This window comes from Treponema sp. JC4, assembly GCF_000260795.1.
Classification (GTDB): domain Bacteria; phylum Spirochaetota; class Spirochaetia; order Treponematales; family Treponemataceae; genus Treponema_D.
Map to the genome: position 1 here is coordinate 1 of NZ_AJGU01000003.1, position 17634 is coordinate 17634.

General features: G+C 42.0%; 17 protein-coding genes. 8 read left to right on the top strand and 9 right to left on the bottom strand.

The genetic code is table 11. The features are described from left to right. Positions 1-14 precede the first annotated feature (14 nt). The 7 genes from MSI_RS02360 to feoB are packed head-to-tail and all read right to left on the bottom strand — an operon-like array spanning position 15 to position 8730. Positions 15-1685: a cobyrinate a,c-diamide synthase gene (locus MSI_RS02360; protein WP_009103293.1), complete on the bottom strand. Its 1671-nt coding sequence runs from the start codon at positions 1683-1685 to the stop codon at positions 15-17. After that, positions 1685-2278, bottom strand: a complete 594-nt coding sequence (gene cbiT / locus MSI_RS13765) for a precorrin-6Y C5,15-methyltransferase (decarboxylating) subunit CbiT (RefSeq protein WP_009103295.1) — start codon at positions 2276-2278, stop codon at positions 1685-1687. Before cbiT ends, MSI_RS02360 begins: the two co-directional genes overlap by 1 nt. Next, positions 2275-3780 carry a precorrin-6A reductase gene (cobK, locus tag MSI_RS02365; RefSeq protein WP_009103298.1) on the bottom strand — a complete coding sequence of 502 codons (1506 nt, stop codon included), beginning with the start codon at positions 3778-3780 and terminating at the stop codon, positions 2275-2277. Before cobK ends, cbiT begins: the two co-directional genes overlap by 4 nt. Next, positions 3777-4523, bottom strand: coding sequence for a precorrin-3B C(17)-methyltransferase (gene cobJ / locus MSI_RS02370; RefSeq protein ID WP_009103300.1), 747 nt, complete (start codon positions 4521-4523; stop codon positions 3777-3779). The genes cobK and cobJ overlap by 4 nt, the downstream gene beginning before the upstream one ends. A gap of 1 nt (position 4524) precedes the next feature. Continuing rightward, entirely contained in the window at positions 4525-5583 is a 1059-nt protein-coding gene (locus tag MSI_RS02375) for a cobalt-precorrin 5A hydrolase (RefSeq protein WP_009103302.1), read from the bottom strand. Next, complete coding sequence (gene cobM / locus MSI_RS02380) at positions 5580-6353, bottom strand: precorrin-4 C(11)-methyltransferase (protein ID WP_009103304.1); 774 nt, start codon at positions 6351-6353, stop codon at positions 5580-5582. The genes MSI_RS02375 and cobM overlap by 4 nt, the downstream gene beginning before the upstream one ends. 28 nt (positions 6354-6381) lie before the next feature. Further along, positions 6382-8730: a ferrous iron transport protein B gene (gene feoB / locus MSI_RS02385; RefSeq protein ID WP_009103307.1), complete on the bottom strand. Its 2349-nt coding sequence runs from the start codon at positions 8728-8730 to the stop codon at positions 6382-6384. Positions 8731-8951: 221 nt separating this feature from the next. Here feoB and MSI_RS02390 point away from each other — a divergent pair, with 221 nt between their 5' ends. After that, positions 8952-10196, top strand: coding sequence for a dicarboxylate/amino acid:cation symporter (locus MSI_RS02390; RefSeq protein WP_009103309.1), 1245 nt, complete (start codon positions 8952-8954; stop codon positions 10194-10196). Here MSI_RS02390 and MSI_RS02395 read toward each other — a convergent pair. Continuing rightward, positions 10183-10938, bottom strand: a complete 756-nt coding sequence (locus tag MSI_RS02395; RefSeq protein ID WP_039924043.1) for a TSUP family transporter — start codon at positions 10936-10938, stop codon at positions 10183-10185. The two genes, MSI_RS02390 and MSI_RS02395, sit on opposite strands and share 14 nt — an antisense overlap. A 124-nt stretch (positions 10939-11062) precedes the next feature. Here MSI_RS02395 and MSI_RS02400 point away from each other — a divergent pair, with 124 nt between their 5' ends. From MSI_RS02400 to MSI_RS02415, 4 genes are all read left to right on the top strand, one after another. Next, entirely contained in the window at positions 11063-11503 is a 441-nt protein-coding gene (locus MSI_RS02400) for a Fur family transcriptional regulator (RefSeq protein ID WP_009103314.1), read from the top strand. Continuing rightward, positions 11487-11786, top strand: coding sequence for a hypothetical protein (locus tag MSI_RS02405; protein WP_009103317.1), 300 nt, complete (start codon positions 11487-11489; stop codon positions 11784-11786). Before MSI_RS02400 ends, MSI_RS02405 begins: the two co-directional genes overlap by 17 nt. A 122-nt stretch (positions 11787-11908) precedes the next feature. After that, positions 11909-13069 (top strand): GTP-binding protein, encoded by a 1161-nt coding sequence (locus MSI_RS02410; RefSeq protein ID WP_009103319.1) that lies wholly within the window; start codon positions 11909-11911, stop codon positions 13067-13069. A 108-nt stretch (positions 13070-13177) separates the two neighbouring features. Further along, the gene (locus tag MSI_RS02415) at positions 13178-14212 is read left to right on the top strand and encodes a metal ABC transporter substrate-binding protein (protein ID WP_009103321.1); all 1035 of its coding nucleotides are present in this window, start codon (positions 13178-13180) and stop codon (positions 14210-14212) included. Between the two features lie 71 nt (positions 14213-14283). Here the strand turns inward: MSI_RS02415 and MSI_RS02420 are convergent, their stop codons facing one another. Continuing rightward, positions 14284-14583, bottom strand: a complete 300-nt coding sequence (locus MSI_RS02420; protein WP_009103323.1) for a hypothetical protein — start codon at positions 14581-14583, stop codon at positions 14284-14286. A 187-nt stretch (positions 14584-14770) separates the two neighbouring features. On the opposite strand from MSI_RS02420, the gene MSI_RS02425 reads away from it, so the two are divergent. From MSI_RS02425 to MSI_RS02435, 3 genes are all read left to right on the top strand, one after another. Continuing rightward, positions 14771-15451 carry a response regulator transcription factor gene (locus MSI_RS02425; RefSeq protein WP_009103327.1) on the top strand — a complete coding sequence of 227 codons (681 nt, stop codon included), beginning with the start codon at positions 14771-14773 and terminating at the stop codon, positions 15449-15451. Then, positions 15444-16505: a sensor histidine kinase KdpD gene (locus MSI_RS02430; protein WP_009103330.1), complete on the top strand. Its 1062-nt coding sequence runs from the start codon at positions 15444-15446 to the stop codon at positions 16503-16505. Before MSI_RS02425 ends, MSI_RS02430 begins: the two co-directional genes overlap by 8 nt. 171 nt (positions 16506-16676) lie before the next feature. Continuing rightward, complete coding sequence (locus MSI_RS02435) at positions 16677-17633, top strand: efflux RND transporter periplasmic adaptor subunit (RefSeq protein WP_009103332.1); 957 nt, start codon at positions 16677-16679, stop codon at positions 17631-17633. The last annotated feature ends 1 nt before the right edge of the window (position 17634 follow it).

Sequence of the window (17634 nt, forward strand, 5' to 3'; positions counted from 1 at the left end):
TTTTTAATAAAAAACTACTTGTCGGTGGACAGAATATGCATTATGGAAAGTTTTGTCTTTTCGATAATCTGGTCGTAGTTCTGGCGGAGATGAGGAAAATTGCAGTTTATGCAGGATTTTATGCCTTTTTCGGTGTAAATGAAATTGCCGCCGCAGTTTTTGCCAAGGCAGTATAAGGGACAGAAACAGAATAGACAGTTGAAATCATTTTCCGGGACATTTTTGTGGCAGGGAAAATTTTTACAGGCGGTATTCTGGAAAAACTTGTGGCTGAAATTTTTATCTTCCTGAGTCTGATTCATTTTTTCTTCCTTATATTTATGGCATTGTTCAATAAAATTTCTGGCAAAATCTGGATTTGAAGGATAATAAAGATGAGCAAAGCTCCAGAAATGATTTTTGCCAGAAATTCCTAAATCATATTCTTTTACGCTGGTTTTTACGGCGGTAAAAGAACTGCCATTATGGGTACTGTCAAAATAGTGGAATTCATGTCCTTTTATGCTGCCGTTAAAAAAGCTTTCGCCCTGACCTTTTTCGGTTTTTGTTTTTACTGTAATGTAGCCGAAACGAACTAGTTTACCTGTGTAATAAGTATCTCCGTCAATTACGCCTGTCATCTGGTAAGAATTTCCGCTCTGATTTTTAAGTGATTTGTGAAGGTACATAAAGCCGCCGCATTCTGCAAGAGACGGTATACCGGCTGCAATTTTTTCCCGGATTTCTTCCATAATTTCAGTATTCTGACTGAGTTTTTCTGCATAAAACTCGGGGTAGCCGCCGCCAAAAATAAGCCCGTCAATGTCTGCCGGAAGAGATTTATCCTGAGTCGGGGAAAATTCTACTATTTCTGCACCAAAAAATTCCAAAAGCTTTAGGTTATCTTGGTAATAAAAACAGAAGGCTTCGTCTTTTGCGACAGCAATCCGCACTCGAGGGGCATTTTCAGTGCAATTTCCTCTAAGACAGAGATTTTCATCAAAGGAAAGTTCTTCTGAAGCTTCTGCAATTTTTAATATTGCCTCCAGATCCACTGTTTTTGCAATTTTTTCTGCCGCTTTTGCAGCCATTTCTTTGATATCCTGGATTTCGTCAGGCAGTTTTAAGCCAAGGTGACGGCTTTCAATTTCGATATCCTTTTGAAAAGGAAAATAGCCCAGTACAAACACGCCGCATTTTTCTTCTATAACAGGCTTTATCTGATCAAAAAATGATTTTGAAATATTATTCAGAATGACGCCCTTTATCAGACCTTCTGTATCCATTCCCAGAAAGCCCTGAATTTCTGCCACAAGGGAAAGTCCCATGCCTTTTGCGTCAATTACAAGAATTACCGGTGCCTGAAGGGTTTTTGCAAGATGATAGGTAGAAGCTTCCTCCGAAATTCCACCGCTTCCGTCGTATAAACCCATAACGCCTTCTATCATAGAAAGCTCTGAGGTATTATCTTCTGCGAATATAGTACGGGTCTGAGCTTCGTCGGTAAAAAATAAGTCCAGATTTTTTGAAGTAATACCAAGGATTTTTTTGTGGAACATGGGATCTATGTAGTCCGGGCCGCATTTGAAAGCTCTAAGCGACTTTCCGCGTGCTGAAAATGCACCCATCAAAGATATTGAGACCAGGGTTTTTCCACTGCCGCTTTTTGGAGCTGAAATTACAATTCTTGGGAGTTTTTTTAGCATCAGCACTCCCCGCTTTTGTCGTTTAAATTAAAAGAAAAAATGTAAATGGGATTTTCAGCCTTCATCAGATGATATGAACCAGCTTTTTCTGAACGTGAAAAGCTCATTTGCAGGCATTCATAGTTTATACTTAGGTTTAAAAGCACTTTTTGAATATTACTTATAGATTCAAGCGTAACAGCATTTACAACAATTCGCATTGAAGGATTTATCTGATAAAGAGCCGATAAAATCTCCTTAAACTGCCCTTTTGTGCCGCCAATAAAGGCATGACTTGCCGCCGGAAGTTTTTCCAGGCCTGCAGGTGCTAAAGACTCCACTACTTCTATGTTTTTTAAGCCGAACTTCTGGACATTCTCTTTTATCAGTGATACTGCTTCGGACTTTGTTTCTATTGCATAAACCTTGATTTTTTCTGAAAGCCTTGCGATTTCTGCCGCTACCGAGCCGGTGCCGCTTCCAATATCGTAAACAATTGAGTTTTCGTCCAGATGCAGTTTGCAGATTGAAAGTACCCTGACCTCTTCTTTTGTCATTGGAACCTGACCGCGAATAAACTGTGAATCTGAAATGCCGGGGGTTATCTGCTTCATAATTCTATTATACCGCAATACAGGCCGGGAGTTGAGATTTCTGTGCTTTCTTTTAGCGAAAGTACAGAGATTTTTTCATCCGGATAAGAAAGATTAAAGCCAAGAAAGATTTTTGCCTTAGATGTATCCTGGGCTTTTTCTTCCAAAAGCCGTAGGATTTCCTCTGAAAGTGCCTTAATATCCGAAAAAGAGGATGTAATAAAGAATGTTTGTCTATTATTGTAGACTATATCAGATAATTTGTTAAGCCAATCGGCCTTTTTAACTCCGTGAAGGCTTAAAAATTCGTAATTCTGCCAGTTTTTATGAAACTTTGCGCACAGATACTGTAAGCAGGAAATTCCCGGGATAATTTCAAGCTGAGTATCCGAGAGTTTTTCGGCCTCTTTATAAAAAGCTTCTGCACCGCTGTAAAAGCCTGTATCGCCGGAAAAGAGAACTACGGCACGGATTTCCCCGGAACAACTTGATTTTCTTGCTTCTTCTAAAAACGGAATTATGTCTTTTGCAAGGTATAAGGGGTGGATTTTAGTAGTCGTTGCCAGCCCTTTTACAGACTGCACTATTCGTTCTGCTCCAAAAATATAATCAGCTTCTGCAATCGCTTTTTTTGCTGCTACAGTCAGGGTGTCAGAATTTCCCATTCCAGCCCCGGCGAGGGTAAGGAAAAGTTTTGGAGTAAAGTTGATTTTTACCCCAAGGATTTCTTCCAGTCGTGCAAAAAGGTCGCTAAAATTCGAAAAAACTTCCCTATCTGCCGCATGTGAAGCTTCCGGTTTTTTGATAACAAAACAACTGATATTGCATTCTTCGCAGGCAGCAAGTTTTTCTTCATAGCCACCTGCGCTGCCGCTTTCTTTTGTTACAAGGACAGAAATTCCGTATTGGCGGATAAGGGCTGCGTTGGTTTCTTTTGAAAAAGGCCCCTGCATGGCAAGAATCTGATTTCCCTGAAGACCGTTCTTAAAGCATAGATCCAGGCTTTCTTGTGAAGGAAGGGTTCGTACTAGCAGGCGGGAACGAAGCTCTGGATCTGCACAGAAATCGGAAAGATTTTTAGAACCTGTGGTTAGAAGGATTTTTCCGCTGCTGGATTTTAGCGCAGGTAAACAGTCGCTGATGTTGGTAAAAAAGGTGCATAGGGGGGAAGCTGCCTTAGTCGCACCTTGCCGGTCAAATCGCAGGAGTGGGATGCATTTTTTTACTTCGTCAGGGGAGACGGCTTCATCATATTGCCTGATAGCCTCTGAAATATTTTGAGAAACTTCGAGGGCATAGGGATGAGTCGCATCAATTACGGCAGAAAAGTTGCCTTCTGACAAAAGTGAGAGCATTTGAGGCGTAGTGAGGCGGCCCTGGCGGACGTGAAGAAAGTCAGAATCGGAAAGCAGCTGGCTTCCATAAGAGGTTGCAACGCAGACTTCGCAGGGAATTTTATTTTTTGCAAGGCAAAGGGCAAGCTCGCGACCTTCGGTGGTGCCGCCAAAAATCAGGACTTTCATATTGTATACCCGCGTTTTGTGATGAGTTTTGTACCGGTGGGCGTTTTTACGATTTCCGACTGGGAATTTCCAATAAAAACGGTGGTAAACATGTCGACGCTGGCCTTCTGCAGTTCTGAAAGCGTACAGGTAAAGGTTTTTGTGCCTTCACGCCCGATATTCTGGACATAACCACAGGCGCGTTCCGGACTGGCACCGGCTTTCAGCATAATCTGGCAGGCTTTTTTAAGGTAATCTGCGCGTTTATGGCTGGAAGGATTGTAGAGGGCTATGGCAAAATCGCCGGAGATTGCGGCCTGCAGGCGGCGCTCAATTATTTCCAAGGGAGTAAGAAGATCGCTCAGGCTGATTACGCAAAAATCATGATTAAGAGGAGCTCCTAAAAGTGCTGCCCCGCTTGTGGCAGCTGTAACTCCCGGAAGAATGCAGATTTCTACCCTCTGGTAGACAGAATTCTCTTTTTGCAGGGACAAAATAGGCTCTGCCATGCCGTAAACTCCTGCGTCGCCGCTGCATATCATTGAAACTGTCTTTCCTTCAAGCGCATAGTCAAAGCAAAGTTTACAACGTTCAATTTCCTTTCCCATTGGGGTCTGGGCAAAATGCTTGTCCGGGAAAGCGGCTCGTACCAGGTCTATGTAGACTCCGTAGCCGACAATTACATCGGACTTTTCCAGCGCGCTGCGGACTTCTATTGTCATGCCTTCTGCCTTGCCGGGGCCGATTCCTGCTATATATATCATTCTAATTCCTTGTTTCCCAGGTGAGAATTTTCGGGTTTCTTTGAGCGACTGCAAGAGTCATTCCGTCTGCGACCGTCTTTTTAATTATAAGTTGTCCCCCTTCTCCTGCACAAGCCAGGGCTGAACGTTCACAGATGTTGGAAACGCCGGTTACTTCCTGTACAAAATCTGATTCAGAAAAACCACCTTGCGGTTCGGTAACTGCCTCAAGCTGGTCTGCAGAATAGGTTTTAAAATCTACGTGATAGTACTGGGCAAGGTTTACAAGTCCGATTTCGGTCTTTTTCATATCGATTGAAGAAATAGCGGCTATATTTTCAAGAAAATTTTCTTTTTTGGAACCCAGCTCTTTTTGCAAAAATTCATTCAGTTCTTCAAAAGTCTTTCCTTTTTTACAACCCATACCGATGCAGTATTTTTTTGGAATAAGAATCAGGGTATCAGGCTGATTTTTCAGGCTTTCTTCTGCTATTTCGTCTGAAAGATGGATTTCTACGTCGCAGGAAACCTGCTCCTCTTCATAGGCAATTACAATTGATTCTGGAATTGTTTCTTCGCCAAGGTCAAAATTGCGGGGAATTTTTATCCAGATTTCTTTTTTTGAAATGAATTTCTTTGCAACACTTTTGATTGCATCGCGATTGAGGATTCTGAGGGCGTTTTTTCGGGCAAAAACGTCAATTGAATAGACATTGTGAACGTCGGTAGAGGTTGTGATAACCGGATTTGCCCCGATTTTTGCAGCAATCATACTTGCAAGCTCGTTTGCACCGCCTATGTGGCCGCTTAAAATTGGAATCAGGTTGCGGCCGCCTTCATCCATTACCATTACCGGGCTGTCTGAAAATTTATCTTTTACTAAAGGGGCAATAATTCGCACAGCAATGCCTGCTGAACCTATAAAAAGAATGGGAAGGCGTTTTGCAAACTGAGCTTTTACCCAGTCAGAGGCTTTTTCTTCATGCGATTTTGTTATCCAAAGTATATCTGGAAGCTGGAATTTTAAGACTTTTTCCCATTCCTGCCCCTTTTCTGAAAAAGAACAGACACAGATTATCATTTTTTACTACCTCCTTCCCGGACTTTTCGGAATTCGGTTTCAAAATCGGCAGCATAGAGGCGGGATTTCTGATATTTTTGATGTGAAAGCACATCCCCCACAAGAATCAGGGCTGTTTTAGTAATTTTATGCTCAAGCGCGGTTTTATGAAGGGTCGCCACCGTGCACAAGTATTTTTCTTCATCCGGCCAGCTGGCCTTGTAAACAATTGCGGCTGGAGTTTCCGGCTGGTAGCCCCCTTCAATCAGGCGGCGGGAAAGTTCTTCTGTCATTCCGCTGCTCAAATAAATTGCCATAGTACTGTGGTGGCTTGCAAAGGACTGAATGCTTTCCTTCTCTGGAACTTTTGTTTTTCCTTCCATGCGGGTAATTATCAACGATTGAGAAATGCCTGGAAGTGTATACTCAAGATTAAGTGAAGCCGCTGCTCCAAAACAGGCAGAAACGCCCGGGACGCTCTGGTAGGAAATGCCCAGCCGGTCAAGTTCGTCCATCTGCTCTCGGACGGCACCGTAAAGGCTCTGATCTCCTGTGTGGAGGCGGACTGTCATTTTTCCAGACTCCTCTGCCCCTTTAATAACTTCAATTACCTCTTCCAGAGTCATTTCCGCGCTGTTGTGGATCTGGCAGCCTTCGCCAGCGTAATCCAAAAGCTTTGGGTTTACAAGAGAGCCTGCGTATATGATGACCTCGGCTTTTTCTAAAAGCCTCATTCCGCGAAGAGTAATTAAGTCTTCGGCACCGCAGCCGGCTCCCACAAAATAAACCATAAGTTACACTTCCTTTCTTCCGCCTTCTCTATCCTATAATAAGACCAATCAGACAGACTGCAAGGGCGCAGATCCAGGCCAGAGCGCACTGCCAGATAACAAGACCCGCTGCCCACTTTGAACCAAGTTCGCGTTTTACAGAAGCAATCGCCGCAACACAAGGTGTGTACAAAAGGCTGAAGACAAGCAGGCTGGCAGCGCTGGCAGAAGAAATTACAGTCTGTACTCCGCCCGCAAACAAAATCTCCAGTGTAGAAACTACGCTTTCTTTTGCAATAAAGCCGCTTACAAGGGCAACAGAAATCTGCCAGTCGCCAAGTCCAATAGGCTTCATAAGTGGCGAAATCAAACGCGCAATAGAAGCGAGAATACTGAGTTCTGCATCATCAACAAGCTGCATTTTCCAGTTAAAGCTCTGAAGGAACCATACAACAATTGTTGCAATAAAGATTACGGTAAAGGCACGCTGTAAAAAATCCTTTGCCTTTTCCCATAAAAGCTGGGCAGTGTTACGAAGTCCTGGCATTCTGTAATTAGGAAGCTCCATTACAAAAGGCACAGCCTCGCCCTTAAAAATCGTTCTTTTATAAACAAGAGCAACAAGAATGCCAACAATAATTCCAAGAAAGTAAAGCCCGGTCATAATTAAACCGCCGCGTGAAGGGAAAAAGGCATTTACAAAAAAGGCATAAATCGGAAGTTTTGCAGTACAGCTCATAAAGGGAGTAAGCAGAATAGTCATTTTTCTGTCGCGCTCACTAGGAAGGGTTCTTGTAGACATAACCGCAGGAACCGAACAGCCAAAGCCGATTAAAAGCGGCACAATGCTGCGTCCCGAAAGACCGATTTTTCGCAAAAGCTTATCCATAAAGAAAGCAACACGGGCAATATAGCCAGAATCTTCCAGCATAGAAAGAAAGAAAAAGAGCGTAACGATAATCGGAAGAAAGGAAAGAACTCCTCCAACGCCTGCAAAAATACCGTCAATAATAAGTCCGTGAAGTACTTCGTTTACGCCGATTGCAGAAAGGCCGGAATCACAGGCAAGCGTAAGCCAGTCAATGCCTGCTTCAAGTAAGCCCTGCAGCCAGGCGCCAATCACGTTAAAGGTCAGGTAAAAAACACCCGCCATAATTGCAAAAAAACATGGAATTGCAGTCCAGCGGCCGGTCAAAAGGCGGTCAATCTTCTGGCTTCTAGCCCGCTCACGGCTTTCATGAGGCTTTTTTACACACAAATCGCAGAGGCGGAAAATAAAACTAAAACGCATATCCGCAATAGAAGCGCTACGGTCAAGCCCGCGCTCCTTTTCCATCTGCATAATGATATGCTCAAGCATTTCTTTTTCGTTTACATCAAGATCCAGTTTGTGAAGAATGCGCTTATCATCTTCCAGAAGTTTAGTCGCCGCAAAACGAAGAGGAACCCCGGCCTTTTCCGCATGGTCTTCAATCAAATGAATGGTTCCGTGCAAGGCTCTGTGAACCGCACCACCGTTATCTTCCTTATCACAAAAATCCTGACGAAGAGGCTTCTCCTGAAACTTTGCCACGTGCACCGCATGCGAAATCAACTCTTCAATACCCTGCCCCTTTTTTGCAGAAATCGGAACAACAGGAACTCCAAGCACGTGCTCCATCTTGTTTACGTCAATGGAACCGCCGTTTGCAGTCAACTCGTCCATCATATTCAGGGCAATTACCAGTGGAATATTCAGTTCCAGAAGCTGCATGGTCAGATAAAGATTTCGCTCAATGTTGGTAGCGTCCACAATATTGATGATGGCGTGAGGCTTTTCGTGCAGAACAAAATCTCGCGAAATCAGCTCTTCGCTCGTGTAAGGCGACATAGAATAAATGCCCGGAAGGTCCGTTATCAGAGTATCCGGGTGCCCCTTAATCCCGCCGGATTTTCTGTCCACCGTAACGCCCGGAAAGTTTCCCACATGCTGATTCGAGCCGGTCAGCTTGTTAAAAAGCGTCGTCTTCCCGCAGTTCTGGTTTCCCACCAGCGCAAAAGAAAGCACCGTTCCGTCCGGCAGAGGATTTTCTTCCTTTTTATTGTGAAATTTTCCGCCTTCACCCAGACCAGGATGCGAATGTGCAGTAGTTGGAACATCATTAATTATATCAGACGTTTCCTGACTTTTTCCCTCTAACGCATTTACTTCAATTTTTTCAGCATCAGCTACACGAAGCGTAAGTTCATATCCGTGCAGCTGGAATTCCATCGGGTCTCCAAGCGGCGCATATTTTACAAAAGTGATTTCCGCCCCCGGAATAATTCCCATATCCAAAAAGTGCTGTCTCAGGGCTCCGTTTCCGCCCAGTTTTTTTACACAAACACTATCCCCGATTTTTACCTGTGCAAGAGTCATAAACTAATTCTACCATAAAAAAGTTTCATTTGACAATTTTTTCCCCTTTAAGTTATAATTTAAAAGATATGGCAAAGAGGCCGCAAGAATAGTATTCTTGCGGCCTCTTTGTTTTTAAATAAGTAAAGCTAAAAAATTGCTGCATCGCAATTTTTTTTAACGCTTTGCTATAGAACACCGGCGGCTCTGACCGGCCGCCTTACACAAGGAGTTACAAAAATATGGAAAAAAGTGAAAATCCAAAAAAGAAAATCTCGCTGGCAATGCAGATTTTTATCGCCCTCATTCTTGCTGTAATTGCAGGTCTTCTTATGCAGAAGGTACCTGAAATTGCAACGGCATATATAAAGCCTTTCGGAACTATCTTTCTGAATCTTGTTAAGTTTATTGTTGGTCCAATCGTTCTTTTTTCGATTATGGCAGGCATTGTTTCTATGAAGGATCTTAAAAAGCTTGGCGCAATCGGCGGAACAACACTTGTTTATTATTTTTGTACAACTGCAGTTGCTGTTTCTATTGGACTTATTGTTGCTACTATTTTTAAGGGTTCTTTCCCTGCCCTTTCTACTGCTAGTCTTACTTACACAGCACCTAAAGGTGCTACAGCCCTGGATGTACTTGTAAATATCTTTCCTTCAAACTTTATTGTGCCAATTTCCAGCGCAAATATGCTTCAGGTAATTGTAATGGCAATTCTTATCGGTTTTGCAGTTATCCTGCTTGGAGAAAAGGTTTCAGCAACTGTTGATGCTATTAATCGCTTGAACGACATTTTTATGAAATGTATGGAGATGATTTTAAAGCTTTCTCCTGTTGGTGTTTTCTGTCTTTTGACTCCTGTAATTGCGGCAAACGGAGCTGCTGTTATCGGTTCTCTTGCCAAGGTTCTGCTTGTAGCTTATATCTGCTATCTTCTTCACGGTATTATTGTTTATTCATTCACTGTAGCAACTTTTGGAAAAATTTCTCCACTTAAGTTCTTTAAGGAAATGGCTCCTGCCATCACTTTTGCTTTCTCTAGTGCTTCTTCGGTAGGAACTTTGCCTTTGAATATTGAATGTACAAAAAAACTTGGTGTTTCTAAAGAAGTTTCTTCTTTTGTTTTGCCGCTTGGTGCAACAATTAATATGGATGGAACTGCAATTTATCAGGGGGTTTGTGCAATCTTTATTGCTGCCTGCTATGGAATTGATTTGAACCTTGGTCAGATGATTTCTATTGTTCTTACTGCAACTCTTGCATCTGTTGGTACTGCAGGTGTTCCAGGTGCCGGAATGGTTATGCTTGCCATGGTTCTTACTTCGGTTGGACTTCCTGTAGACGGAATTGCCCTTGTTGCTGGTGTAGACCGCATTTTTGATATGGGACGAACAACACTTAACATCACAGGTGATGCTTCTTGTACTGTAATTGTTTCAAACCTTATGAAAAAACGCGAAGCAAAACTTGCTGCTAAAAACCAGTAATAATTTTTACTAAAAGTAAAGTCAAAACAAAGATGATGAGAGGTTTTACGATTGTAGAACCTTTCTTCATCACAAGTCCTGAACCAATATAATTTCCAAGCATATTACTTACGGCAGCGGCAATTCCAAGCGGAATCATAACCCGGCCGTTAATCAGATAGACAACAAGGGCTGCAACATTTGTAGAAAAATTGATTACCTTGGTGTGAGCGTTAGCCTGTCTAAGCGACATTTTTGCAAAAACATTAAAGGCAATAATCAAAAAAGTACCTGTCCCGGGACCATAAAGCCCGTCATACATCCCGATAACCAGGGCAGAAATCATTACAATAGCAAAAGTCTTTTTTGAACAATCAGAAACTTCTGATTCATAAGGCTTAAAAATGCGCTTATTCAAAACACAAAAAGCTACGATTGGAAGAACAAACAAAAGCATTGTTTTGAGTGCGTTTTCTGGCACAAGCAGCGAAAGCTTTGCCCCTATAGCAGAGCCTAAAAATCCGCAGAAAACTGAAGGAATAGCAAGTTTCAGGATTACAAGTTTTCCCTTAATAAAACGTACAGTTGCAAGTCCTGTTCCAAAAGTGGAAGAAAATTTGTTAGTTGCAATTGCATTATGAATAGGAAGTCCCGCAAAAAGATAAGCTGGCAGGGAAATTAAGCCGCCGCCCCCGGCAATAGAATCAACAAATCCGGCAAGAAAAAGCATTGGGCAGACAATTGCAAAACTGAGTATAGACATGCCTTATTGTAGCAGAAAGGAAAAATGTGAGCAATTTGGGAATTTGATAATAATTCTCAAATTCTATTGACATTTTTAAGCCCTTACTGTAATTTTGATAACCGTTATCAAATTGTAAGTAAAAATGCAGAAAACAGTCTATAGAACAAAACAACAGGAACTTCTTCTTAATTATCTTCGCGAAATGCAGGGAAAGCATTTTACGGCAGAAGATGTACGCCTTCATTTTGAAGAAAAAAAGATTTCCATTGGAATTGCAACAATTTACCGCCAGCTGGAAAAGCTTGTAAACGAAGGCAAAATCCAGAAGTATTTTATTGACGATCATTCTGCGGCCTGCTTTGAGTATGCCGGCGAAAGCTGTAAACAAAACGAAAAACACTTCCACTTAAAATGTGAGCTTTGCGGCCGTCTTATCCACCTTGAATGTGATGAGCTGGAAGAGCTTGGGGGACACTTAAAAACTGAACATGGTTTTGTAATCAATCCGCTTAGAACGGTTTTTTACGGGCTTTGTACTGACTGTGCAAATAAAAAAGAGGCAGAAAATGATATTGAAGAATAAAAAAGGCCTCTTCGCCTCTCTTGCAATTTGTCTTATCATAGCCCTCTTTTCTGTCCTGACTTTTGAAGCCTTACACAGCGGGCACGAAGCTTTCTGTCATGAGGAAGACTGTCCTGTATGTATAGTTCTTCAGATAATCCGCGCAAATAAGAAAACAAGCCCGGCTGCACATGCAGAAGCGGCAGAGTTTATCAGTTTCTTCTATATTAATGTCATTATTCTTTCTGCCCTGCTTTTTGTGCCGGCAACCCTTGTAAAGCAGAAAGTCAAACTGGTGATTTAATGCGGGAAATTCAGTAAACGAGTTTGTAAAGCTAAAAAATTGCTGCATCGCAATTTTTTTTAACGCTTTGCTATTAAACACCGCGAGCTCTGACCGGCTCGCTTACACAAGGGAAAATCACCATGAAGAAAAATTATAATAATAAAAAACCTGTAGTTCTTATCACAGGCTATCTTGGCTCTGGAAAAACTACTTTGCTTAATAACCTGCTCCGCCAGGAAAAACGCCGCGTTGCCCTTATTGTAAATGATATGGGAAGCATCAATGTGGATGCAGAAATCTTAAAGAAAAACGGTTCAAACGTTACTGAATGTCCAATGTTTGAATTGCAGAACGGCTGTATCTGCTGTACCTTGCGCGAAGAGTTCATAAAGCAGATTGAAAAAATCTCTAATCTTGATACCGTTGACGTTGTATTTGTTGAAGCTTCGGGTATTTCTGACCCGGGGGCAGTTTCCGCAAGCTTCCTTGCCTACGAAGAAGATAATCCCGACACAAACGTTTATCTTACTTCGGTTGTTACAGTTGTTGATGCTGACCGTATTTACCGCGAATTCCTGGACGACCTTAAAAAGAAGGCTGACAAAGAAGCAACCGACGAAAATAATCTTACCGCAGAAGAAATTTCTACCCTCATCGTTGACCAGATTGAATTCTGCAACTTTATCGTCCTCAACAAATGCGACCTGCTCGACGAAAAGCAGCTTGCAGAAGTTGAAGCAATCATCCGCGACTTCCAGCCGCGTGCCCCGATTTTCCACAGCGTAAACGGAAACATCGATATCGATCAGATTACTACAACAGAGCCTTTCAACTACGAGCAGATTGATTCTTCTTCCGCAATTCAGAAGGCAATCAACAGCCTGAACGAACCAAACCGCGCAACTCAGGGCTGCACCGGCGAATACGGAATCTCAAGCTTTGTTTTTGAAGAAAAGCGTCCTTTCAACCGCGAACGCTTTATGAATTTTGTAAACAACAATTACCCGAAGGAGCTTATCCGGGCCAAGGGCTACATCTGGTTCAGCGACGCAGATGCAAATGTTCAGCTTTTTGAGCAGGCTGGCCGTAACTCATCTGTAATGACAGTTGCCTACTGGATTGACGCTCTGGAAGAAAAACAGAAGCAGGAGTATCTGGAATACAATCCGGACGTTAAGGAAGCCTGGGACGATGATTTCGGCGACAGAGTTAATCAGCTTGTAATCATCGGAAAAGGCTATAACAAGGATAAAATCACAGCAGCTCTTAAGAGTTGTTTAGATGAGAAGGCTATTGCATAAAAAACAGCTTCTAGGTTTTAGGTTCTAGGTGCTAGAATTTAGGTAATAGGAAAAAAATCCTAACACCTGGCACCTAGAACCTAACACCTGATATAAGGAGATATAAACATGAAATTAAGAAAAATTATTGCGGGAATTATTATTTCCCTTACACTCACCGCATCAGCTTTTGCGGCAAAAAAATCAGCTAAAAACGACAAACTCAAAGTTGTAACCACAATCTTCCCACAGTATGACTGGACCCGGGAAATTATGGGAGACAAGGCTTCTTCAGTCCAGCTTACCCTTCTTGTAGGAAACGGCGTTGACCTACATTCTTACCAGCCTTCAATTCAGGATATCGCAAAAATCTCTACTGCAGATATCTTTATCTACGTTGGCGGAGAAAGTGACGGTTGGGTAAAAGACGCCCTCAAAAATGCAACCAACAAAAATATGAAGGTTATCAATCTTCTTGAAGTTCTTGGCGATAAGGTAAAAGCTGAAGAAATTAAAGAAGGTATGCAGGCAGAAGAGGAAGAACACGAGGATCACGACCACGATGCCGAAGACCATGATCATGAAGCAGAAGGTCACCACCACCATCACGATGATGACGAAGAAGTTGAATACGACGAGCACGTATGGCTTTCTGTACGCAATGCAAAGATTTTGTGCGCTGAAATTACAGCTGCCCTCTGTGAAAAAGACGCTGCAAATGCTGCTGCTTACAAGGCAAACTGCAATGCTTACTCTGCAAAACTCGACGCTCTGGATAAGGCTTACACCGCTGCAGTCGCTTCAGCTTCAAAAAAGACAATCCTTTTTGGCGACCGCTTCCCGTTCCGCTATCTTACAGACGATTATGGTCTTGATTACTATGCTGCCTTTGTTGGCTGCTCTGCCGAAACAGAAGCCAGCTTTGAAACCGTAGTATTCCTGTCTAAAAAAGTAGACGAACTTAGCTTGAATTCTGTACTCAAAATCGAAAGCGGCGACGGAAAAATCGCCCGAACCATCGTTCAGAACACAAAGAATAAAACCGCAAAAGTTCTTACCCTGGATTCAATCCAGTCTACAACCTTAAAACAGGCTGCCGCAGGCACAACTTACCTTAAAATTATGGAAGATAACCTTAAGGTACTTAAAGAAGCACTGAACTAAATCGCCCCATAAGCAAACAAAAGCCCTGAGCAGAAACGCTCAGGGCTTTTTGTTTATATGAATAACTACAATTATTTTTTATTTCTTCTGGAAACTTCGTCAAAGAATTTTGAACCGCCGTATCCGTTTCCGCGTGCAGGTCCAAGAATTTTTTGCTGTACTTCGCAAGTCTTTTTCATTGAATTAACCAGATGCTTGCCAGGATTTGAAAGACGGTTGTAATTGACTTGATACATCACAGGATTTTTTTCACTGATATGGTAAATCTTGCTTGAACCAACGAAAAATGAAAAAACGGCAATAACTACCATAAAGATTGAAATGTTTTTTACTTTCTGAAGCACTTTTTGATTATCAATACGATTTTTCATGGAATACTCCTTGCGAATATATCGCTTTTTTCAGATGTCTCCCTCATACTTATTTTCGGATATTTCAAGGAGTACTTTACTAAAGTTATTGTCATTTGAACTTTAAGTACTTTTTTAAGGTTACAGAAAGGTTATTTATCATCTGTAATAAGGAAACTCGTGTTATACTATAAACTGCGAGGATTTTATGAACAAAGTTCTTATTGCGGATGATGAAGCGGAAGTTGTTGAGCTGGTAAAACTCTATCTTGAAAAGGATGGATTTGAAGTTTTTTCTGCCGGAGACGGAATGACAGCCCTTGGAATTGTTGAAACAGAAAAACTTGACTGCGCAATTCTTGACGTTATGATGCCTGAATTAAACGGCTTTCAGCTTCTTAAAAAAATCCGTGAAAAATCTGACATTCCTGTAATTATGCTCACTGCCCGCACCTCTTCTTCTGATAAGGTCCTTGGGCTGGATCTTGGAGCTGATGATTATGTGGCAAAGCCTTTTGACGGGCTGGAGCTCTGTGCCCGCGTAAAAGCAAATATCCGCCGCTATACTTCAAACTCAAAAGATAATACTCCCGCAATCTTAAAAGCAGGCCCACTGGAGCTTGATGCCGAAAAATGTCAGCTCTTTAAAAATGGCCGCCAGATAGAAATCACTTCTACAGAATTCCGTGTACTTCAGCTTTTTATGGCTAATCCCAGCCGGGTTTTTACAAAGGCTCAGATTAGCGCTGCCGGCTGGAACGAAGACTCTTATGTTGAAGACAACAGTATTATGGTTACTTTGAGTAAACTGCGCTCGAAACTTGGCGGCGAAGGCTGGATTAAAAATATCCGCGGGCTTGGCTACAGAATGGAGATTCAGGATGAATAAAAAACACAAGCTGAAATTCCAGATTTTTGCCTACATGGCGGCCACCTTTTTAATCTGGTTTATAATAAGTACCTTTGTTTCTGAGCTTTTTTATTATCTGGAAGAAAAACGAGGGGTTGAATTTCCCTTTAGAGTCTATGCCTTGTTAACTTTTGTAGACATGGTTCTCCTTATCCTGATGAACATTCCCTTTCTGCGGTTTTTGATAAAGCATATTGACCGGCCAGTTCAGAAAATCATTTCGGGCTTAAATCATGTTTCGGAAGGCAATATCAGCGAGAAAATTGATTTTAACGCAGGAAACGAGCTTGATGAAATAAAAAATGCCTTTAATCAGATGTCGGGTAAACTTGCCGAGGCAGAAAAAATCAAAGAAAATGCAGAAAATGAAAGGGTTCTGCTATTTGCAAATATGGCCCACGATCTAAAAACGCCGATTACCAGCATTATAGGCTTTTCAAAGGCTCTTTCTGACGGAATTATTGATGATAAGGATAAACAGAAAGAGTATTTTACGACAATCAACCGCAAAGCCGTAAAAATGAACGGACTGATTGACCGGCTTTTTGAATATGTAAAGCTTGAAAGCGCAGAAAATAAACTTCATTTAGAGCCCCTTGATGTGGCGGAAATATTAAGAAACTGCATTGCAGATATTTATACTGAATACGAAGAAAAAAAGATTGAACTTGAAATTGATATTCCTGATTCCGCCGTTACAAAAAATGCTGATAAGGTGGAACTTTCCCGCGTTTACACTAACCTTTTGAATAATGCAATTAAACATAATAGTCCTGGAATTAAGGTTCTTGTACGAATGAAAAATGACGGTTCTGTTCTTATTGCAGACTCAGGAGAACTTGTACCGGAAGAAATGGCAGCGAAGCTTTTTACACCTTTTGTAAGCGGAGACTCTACCCGCAAAAATGGAAGCGGTCTGGGGCTTTCACTTGCAAATAAGATTATGAAAAAGCACGGCGGAGATCTGCGCTTTGTCCAGGGAATGCCCGAAGTGCCGGAAGGATATACTAAAGCTTTTATAGCGGGGTTTTAGGGGTAAGCAACTTGTTGCGACTCCCTAGGTGAAGGGGTAGCGGAAGACCGCTTGCGGGCTGGAGCGAGGGGAAGGCTTTCCCCGACCCTTAAATTTAAGGTTTAAGAAAGGTTTCTTTAATTTAACTTAAAACGGGCCTCTGTAAGATGTAATTGTTCTTATGGAGGTCTTATGAAAACAACAATTCAATCAGTTTTATTAACTTCTATATTCCTTTCAGCTTGGATTCCTTTTACTGCATGTTCAAAAACAAATCCTGCCGATGAGGAAAATCAAAGTCTTGTTCAGGCTGTACGCGTAGAAAGTCTTAAAAAATCAAACCTGCGAAAGTTTATTGAATTGAATGGAAATATCCGGGCCGAAAAATCCATGAGCGTTTATCCTGTAATTCAGGGGAAAATTGCCAGCACACCAGTGCATCTTGGTTCCAGTGTAAAAAAAGGTGATGTTATTGTTTATGTTGACCCTTCTGTTCCTGGCTCCCAGTACGTTTTGAACGCGGTAACAGCACCCATCAGCGGAACTGTAATTTCCATTCCATTAAAAGAAGGCACACGGGTAAATACAGAAACAGCGGTTGCGGCTATCGGGGATCTTTCTAAGCTGCAGGTTATAACTTATATTCCGGAGCGCTATGTTTCCTTTTTGTCAAAGGGTCAGGATGCGGACCTTGTGCTGGAAGCCTACCCTGACGAAATATTTTCAGCCACAGTTGCAGAGGTTTCTCCCGTTCTTGACGAAGGCACCCGCACTAAAGAAGTAATTTTGAATTTTGCCAGCCCGGACAACCGCATTAATGCCGGAATGTTTGCAAACGTAAAGCTTTATCTTAAAAATTATGACGATGTTTTTTCTATACCAACGGCCTGCATTATTGAAAAGCAGGGCAAGAAATATGTATATGTGATTGACGAGGCTGAAAATCCCGACGCGGGCGATAAGGAAAAGGCCCGTAAAGTTCGCTTTGTGGAAATTAAAGTCGGCGAAGAAATTGAAAACCGCACGATTATTGAATTTGCAGACGAAAAATCCCAGTTAGCAGCCCTGTCTGAAAACTCATCGGTAAAGGTCGTAATTCAGGGTTATGAAACCCTGCAGGACGGATCTTCTGTAAATATTGCGGAATAGC